This window comes from Streptomyces sp. NPDC051569 (assembly GCF_044454085.1).
Classification (GTDB): Bacteria; Actinomycetota; Actinomycetes; order Streptomycetales; family Streptomycetaceae; genus Streptomyces.
The window spans coordinates 113,854-120,938 of record NZ_JBITDJ010000016.1 but is presented as its reverse complement, the minus strand read 5'-3'; the positions used below and the strand labels follow the sequence as shown (position 1 = coordinate 120,938).

At 71.9% G+C, this 7,085-nt stretch carries 6 protein-coding genes; 5 read left to right on the top strand and 1 reads right to left on the bottom strand.

Going from position 1 to position 7,085, the window contains the following annotated elements:
• Positions 1-106 precede the first annotated feature (106 nt).
• Positions 107-349, bottom strand: a complete 243-nt coding sequence (locus ACIBAE_RS21940; RefSeq protein WP_399288086.1) for an antitoxin — start codon at positions 347-349, stop codon at positions 107-109.
• A 215-nt stretch (positions 350-564) separates the two neighbouring features.
• On the opposite strand from ACIBAE_RS21940, the gene miaA reads away from it, so the two are divergent.
• From miaA to ACIBAE_RS21915, 5 genes are all read left to right on the top strand, one after another.
• Positions 565-1,503, top strand: coding sequence for a tRNA (adenosine(37)-N6)-dimethylallyltransferase MiaA (gene miaA / locus ACIBAE_RS21935; protein ID WP_399288083.1), 939 nt, complete (start codon positions 565-567; stop codon positions 1,501-1,503).
• A gap of 125 nt (positions 1,504-1,628) precedes the next feature.
• On the top strand, positions 1,629-2,066 hold the full coding sequence (locus ACIBAE_RS21930) for a hypothetical protein (RefSeq protein WP_399288174.1): 438 nt from the start codon (positions 1,629-1,631) through the stop codon (positions 2,064-2,066).
• Positions 2,067-2,167: 101 nt separating this feature from the next.
• A complete protein-coding gene (gene dapF, locus ACIBAE_RS21925) occupies positions 2,168-3,070 on the top strand; it encodes a diaminopimelate epimerase (RefSeq protein ID WP_399288080.1) in 903 nt (300 codons plus the stop codon).
• A gap of 202 nt (positions 3,071-3,272) precedes the next feature.
• Complete coding sequence (locus ACIBAE_RS21920) at positions 3,273-5,348, top strand: RelA/SpoT family protein (RefSeq protein ID WP_399288077.1); 2,076 nt, start codon at positions 3,273-3,275, stop codon at positions 5,346-5,348.
• A gap of 149 nt (positions 5,349-5,497) precedes the next feature.
• Entirely contained in the window at positions 5,498-7,030 is a 1,533-nt protein-coding gene (locus ACIBAE_RS21915) for a M1 family metallopeptidase (RefSeq protein ID WP_399288074.1), read from the top strand.
• Positions 7,031-7,085: the final 55 nt, after the last annotated feature.

Genomic DNA, 7,085 nt, shown 5'->3' with positions numbered 1-7,085 from the left:
GGGCCCGGGTTGGGGGGCGCCGGGGTGTGGGGGCCGGGGGCGGGTTTCTTTCTTGGGGGGGGGGGGGGCCCCCCCGGGCGGGGGGGGCCCCCACGACGTGCCGGGTTCAGGAAGCGGCCGGGGGCGGAGGAGCGCCGTCGTCCTTCTGCGCGAGCTTGCCCAAGGCGTCCTTGGCCTTGCCCGTCCCCGTGTCGATCTTCTCGCTGTACTTGCCCTTGGTCTTCTGATCGACCGCCCTGGCAGCCTTGTCCAGGCCCTGCTCGATCTTGTCCCCGTGTTGTTGGGCGAGGTCGGAGACCTTGTCCTTGGCCGGGCCGATCTTGGCCTTCAGTGAATCCAGGAAGCCCATGGGCCACCTTCCCTCGGAGGAATCAACAGCGTACGTGGGGGCGCTCATCGCCGGGGCAAGCGGCGAAATCATGCGGAAACGCCCTTATTCACCCCGTAGGTTACCCGTGAGTGTGAGATCCCGCCCCGCCCGGACGACGGTGGTCGAACCCGTCGGCCGGAGCCGATGGTCAAAACCGTTCGGGCGAGGGGCGCCGAGTTTGCGAGACTGGGGCGGTGAGAAGCGCACCTCCCGCACCGCGGGTCATCGCCGTCGTCGGTCCCACCGCGGCCGGCAAGTCCGATCTGGGCGTCCATCTCGCCCAGCAGCTCGACGGCGAGGTCATCAACGCCGACTCCATGCAGCTGTATCGCGGGATGGACATCGGAACCGCCAAACTGACGGTGGACGAGCGCGCCGGTGTTCCGCACCACCTCCTCGACATCTGGGAGGTCACCGAGGCGGCCAGCGTCGCGGACTACCAGAAGCTCGCCCGGGCGGAGATCGACAGGCTGCTGGCCGCAGGCCGTACCCCCGTCCTCGTGGGCGGCTCGGGGCTCTATGTACGAGGGGCCATCGACGCCCTCGAATTCCCCGGCACGGACCCCGAGGTGCGCGCCGGGCTCGAAGCGGAACTCACGCTGCGCGGATCGGGTGCCCTGCACGCCCGGCTCGCCGCCGCCGACCCCGCGGCCGGCCAGGCGATCCTGCCCAGCAACGGCCGCCGTATCGTCCGGGCGCTGGAAGTCATCGAGATCACCGGCAAGCCCTTCACCGCCAACCTGCCCGGCCACGACTCGGTGTACGACACCGTCCAGATCGGTGTCGACGTCGCCCGCCCCGAGCTGGACGCGCGCATCGCGCGACGGGTGGACCGCATGTGGGACGCGGGGCTCGTGGACGAGGTACGCGCTCTGGAGGCCGGGGGGCTGCGTGAGGGGCGTACCGCCTCACGCGCGCTCGGCTACCAGCAGGTGCTCGCGGCGCTCGCGGGGGAGTGCGCCGAGGACGAGGCGCGCGCCGAGACCGTACGCGCCACCAAACGCTTCGCGCGCCGCCAGGACTCCTGGTTCCGCCGGGACCCGCGGGTGCACTGGCTGGGCGGCGGAACGGAAGAGCGTGAGGAACTTCCTGAGCGGGCGCTGGCGTTGCTCGAACGGACGGTTACAGCCTGATCACGTGATGGCATCGGGACGCTCAGGCCGTCATTCCGGCACCCATGAGCGTGCCATCATCGAGCAACGGTCGACCATCGGGCATCGATCGGCCAGTGGAGTCCGACTTGGGAGGGCGCGTGGCGATGGAGGCCGGCCCTCGCGACAGAGAACCGGCGGTACCGGACATTCAGGAAGACGCCCCGCGCTTGAGTCCTGACGGCCCGGAAGAAGAGACCGTCGCCCCCGAGGTGGAAGTCGAGCTGCGTCCGCAGCGCCGGCTGCGGATCTGGCAGCTCGCTCCCATCGTCGCGCTTGCCGCTGTGGGCTCCCTGATGTTCGCCTTCCCCCTCGCTTTCGGCACCGGCGACGGCGGCGCGGTCGTCGCCATGCTGGGACTGCTGATCAGCTGCTGCGCGGCCGGCTGGGGCATGATGGCCGCCCGCCGGGTCGGCCACACCTGGCCGGGACTGCCGTCCCGTGCCTCCGGCGAACGCCCCGACTGGCGCTTCATCGCCCTGTACGTGATCGGGGGCGCGGTCGTGGTCGCGCTCGCCGTCCTGCGGGTCGCCAGACTGCGCTGACCGCGCGGGTCCCCCGGAGGCCCGCGCCGGCCCGGATGCCCGGGTCGGCCGCGCGGGTCCCCGGAGGCCGGCCGGGGCCTCTGTCGGTCCCTGCTCGTACGATGGACCACGTGAGTACCTCGCAGACCGCGCCGATCGCCTTCCTCAAGGGCCACGGGACCGAGAACGACTTCGTGATCGTCCCCGACCCGGACAACGCCGTCGACCTGTCCGCCCGGGCCGTCGCCGCCCTCTGCGACCGCCGGGCCGGCATCGGCGGCGACGGGCTCCTGCACGTCGTACGGTCCGCGGCGCACCCCGAGGCGCGCGCCATGGCCGGTGAGGCCGCGTGGTTCATGGACTACCGCAACGCAGACGGATCCATCGCCGAGATGTGCGGCAACGGCGTACGTGTCTTCGCCCGCTATCTCCAGCGCGCCGGTCACGTGGAGGAGGGCGACCTGACCGTCGCCACCCGGGGCGGCGTGAAGAAGGTGCACGTCGCCAAGGACGGTGACATCACCGTCCACATGGGGAGCGCCGTCCTTCCCGAGGACGGCGTGACGGTCAGCGTCGGAGGCCGCGACTGGAGCGCCCGTAACGTCAACATGGGCAATCCGCACGCGGTCGCGTTCGTCGAGGACCTGGCGCACGCCGGGGAGCTCCGCACCGAACCGCCGTTCGCCCCCGCGTCCGTCTACCCCGACGGGGTGAACGTCGAATTCGTCGTCGACCGGGGCCCGCGCCATGTCGCCATGCGCGTCCACGAACGCGGCTCCGGTGAGACCCGCTCCTGCGGCACGGGCGCCTGCGCCGTGGCCGTCGCCGCGGCCCGCAGGGACGGAGCCGACCCCGCCCTGACCGGAACTCCCGTCACCTACACCGTCGATCTCCCCGGCGGCCGGCTGGTCATCACGGAACGCCCCGACGGCGGGATCGAGATGACCGGCCCCGCCGTGATCGTCGCCGAGGGGCACATCGATCCGGCCCTGCTCGAAACGGCCTTGGCCCTGCCCGACGCGTAGCACCGCCGCCCGGCGTCGCGGTCGTCGCCCGGCGTTCGACACGGCCGTGCCGGAAAGTCGCCTGGATTCGCTCGAATGGGTGATCCGTTTCACGCTGGGCGGGAGCTGGACTGCTCCACGTGGTGGGCTCGATAGCATCAAGCACCGGCCCGGAGGGCGCTCCCGCTCATCCACCGCCGGTCGATGCTGCCGGAGGCGCCCCATGAGTGCAGAGGCCACCAGCCCTGGTGCCCACAGTCGCAGACGCGGCCTTCCCCGGATCGACCTCCGCAGGATCGGCAGAGCCGCTCTGCTCGGCCCCGCCTCCCGGGACCGGCTGCCGGACGCCATCGGCCATGTAGCGGACGCCCACCGCGCCCACTACCCCGATGCCGACCTGGCCGTACTGCACAAGGCGTACGTCCTGGCAGAGGTCTCGCACCGGGGCCAGTACCGCAAGAGCGGGGAGCCGTACATCACCCACCCGCTGGCCGTGACCCTGATCCTCGCCGAACTGGGCGCCGAGACCACCACCTTGACGGCCTCCCTCCTCCACGACACGGTCGAGGACACCGAGGTGACGCTCGATCAAGTGGGTGCGGAGTTCGGCGCGGAGGTCTGCTATCTGGTCGACGGTGTGACCAAACTGGAAAAGGTCGACTACGGCGCCGCGGCCGAGCCGGAGACCTTCCGCAAGATGCTCGTCGCCACCGGCAACGACGTCCGTGTGATGTCGATCAAGCTGGCCGACCGGCTGCACAACATGCGCACCCTCGGCGTGATGCGCCCCGAGAAGCAGGCCCGCATCGCCAAGGTCACCCGCGATGTCCTCATCCCCCTCGCCGAACGGCTCGGCGTGCAGGCGCTCAAGACCGAGCTGGAGGACCTGGTCTTCGCGATCCTGCATCCCGAGGAGTACGCGCACACCCGCGCCCTGATCGCTGACAACGCCACCGCCGGCGACGCCCTCGCGGCCATCTCCGAGGACGTCAGGCGGGTGCTGCGCGAGGCGGGAATCGCCGCTGAAGTCCTCGTCAGGCCACGGCACTTCGTCTCCGTGCACCGTTCCAGACTCAAACGCGGCGAGCTGCGCGGCACCGACTTCGGCAGGCTGCTGGTGCTGGTCGGTGAGGACGCGGACTGCTACGGCGTCCTGGGGGAGCTGCACACCTGCTTCACACCGGTGATCTCCGAGTTCAAGGATTTCATCGCCGCCCCCAAATTCAACCTGTACCAGTCGCTGCACACGGCGGTCGCCGGCCCGGACGGCGCGGTCGCCGAAGTCCTCATCCGTACGCACCAGATGCACAAGGTCGCCGAAGCCGGGGTCGTCGCCCTCGGCAACCCCTACGCGTCGGTCGACGTGGCGGAACCGGCGGACGGCGAGCGCGCCGACCCGACCAGGCCCGGCTGGCTCTCCCGCCTCCTGGAATGGCAGGAGGCCGCTCCCGACCCGGACACCTTCTGGACGACGCTGCGCGCGGACCTCGCCCAGGACCGGGAGATCACCGTCTTCCGGGCCGAGGGCGGCATGCTCGGCCTGCCGGCCGGGGCGACCTGCGTGGACGCGGCGTACGCGCAGTACGGCGCGGCGGCCCACAGCTGCCTCGGGGCGCGCGTCAACGGCCGTCTCGCGACGCTGAGCACGGTTCTCGGCGACGGCGACACGGTCCAGCTCCTCCTGGCCCAGGACGCGGCCTCCGGGCCCTCGCCCGAGTGGCTCGACCACGCCCGTACACCCGCCGCCCGGATCGCGATCACCGGATGGCTCGCGGCGCACCCGGAAACCGTGGGGCTCCCCGCCGCCACGCCCCGTAAGCCCCTCACCGTCAGCGCGGACCGGCGCGGCGCCGCCAACGCCCTGGTGGACCTGCCCGGCGCGACGGTGCGGATGGCCGGCTGCTGTACGCCCGTCCCGCCCGACGAGGTCACCGGCTTCCCGGTCCGCGGCGGCGCCGTCACCGTGCACCGGCAGGCCTGTCCCGCGGTGGACCGGATGCGGGCCCTCGGCCGGTCGCCGGTAGCGGTGAGCTGGGGAGACGCGCCCGGCTGCCGGGTCACGCTGTACGCCGAGTCCTTCGGCCGTCCCCGACTGCTCGCCGAACTCACCGACGCCATCGCGACGGCGGGCGCCGCCGTCGTGTCGGCCAGCGTGGAACCGCCCGACGAGCAGCGCGTACGGCACACGTACACGCTGGAACTGCCCGACGCGGCGGGCCTGCCCGGCCTGATCCGCGCGATGCGTGACGTACCGGGCGTGTACGACGTGAGCCGCGCCCACCATCGGGCCACCGCCTGAGGGCCGGCTCGCGACCGTGGGGAACCGGTGTCCGTCAACGCGCCGGTGTTCGGCATCCGGCGGGCCAGCCGGCGCCCCGCCTGCCCCTTTCGGGTGGGCGCGGAGCGCGCCGTCGTGGTCCACCGGGCCGCCGCTGGTAGCGGTGGTGCATGCTGCTCACCTCCCGCCGACTGCGCGCCGCCCTGCTGGCCGCAGCATCGGTCACTCTCGTCGCCGCGACCCTGCCCGCGCCCGCGCCTCTCGGCATCGGCGACCCGCTCTTCCCGCAGCTGGGCAATCCCGGCTACGACGTCATCACCTACGACCTGGACTTCACCTATCACGGTGACAACACCAAGCCGCTGGACGCCATCACCAAGATCAACGCGCTGGCGACCGAGCGCCTGGAGCGGATCAATCTCGACTTCACCCAGGGCGAGGTCCGCTCGGTCGAGGTCAACGGGGCTCCGGCGGTGTTCGCGACCGCCGGCGAGGATCTGGTGGTGACCCCGGCCGAGGCGGTCGAGGCCGGCTCGCGGATGCGGATCACCGTCAGCCACACCAGCGACCCGAACGGTGACGACGGCGGCTGGGTGCGGACATCCGACGGGCTGGTGATGGCGAATCAGGCCGACGCGGCACACCGGGTCTTCCCGGGCAACGACCACCCGGCCGACAAGGCGTATTTCACCTTCCGTGTCACCGTGCCCGCCGGGCTGACGGCCGTGGCCAACGGGCAGCCCGAGGCGGAGACCCGCAGCGGCGGAGCCACCACCTGGGTCTACCGCACCCGCCACCCCATGGCCACCGAACTCGCCCAGGTCTCCATCGGCACCTCCGCCGTGATCCACCGCGACGGGCCGGACGGGAAGCCCGTACGGGACGTCGTGCCGGCGGCCGACCGCGCGAAACTGGAACCCTGGCTCAAGAAGACACCGGACCAGATGCGGTGGATGGAGCAGCAGGTCGGCCCGTACCCCTTCGAGACGTACGGCGTGCTGATCGCCGGCGCGAACACGGGCTTCGAACTGGAGACGCAGACGCTCTCGCTCTTCGAGCGGTCCCTGTTCACGCGCACCGAGTATCCCGAGTGGTACGTCGACTCGGTCATGGTCCACGAGTTGGCCCACCAGTGGTTCGGCGACAGCGTCTCACCGCGCACCTGGTCCGACCTCTGGCTCAACGAAGGGCACGCGAGCTGGTACGAGGCCCGGTACGCGCAGGAACACGGCGACAAGTCGATGGAAACGCGGATGCGGGACGCCTACCGGCAGTCCGACAACTGGCGCGCGGCCGGCGGCCCGCCGGCCGCGCCCGAGCCCCCGACGCCGGGACACCCGATCAGCCTGTTCCGGCCGGTGGTGTACGACGGCAGCGCTCTGGTGCTCTACGCGCTGCGGGAGGAGATCGGCGACGGCTCCTTCCGGCTGCTGGAGCGGGAATGGGTACGCGACCACCGGGACGGGACGGCGACCACGGCGGACTTCACCGCGCTGGCGTCGCGGATCGCCGGGCGTGACCTGTCCGCCTTCTTCCAGGCGTGGCTGTACGAGCGGAAGACCCCGCCGATGCCCGGCCACCCCGACTGGCGCGTGGGGGCCTCGCCCAAGGCCCCCGAGAGCCGCCCGGGTCACGGAGCGGCGGGCCCGGCCGCCGCTCCGGTGCCCGGACAGCGCCCGGAACAGGGTGCGAAACCGGAGTGACGGCCGCGCCGAACCGTGCCACCATCGACGGGTCGGCACGGCGACCGGGGAATCA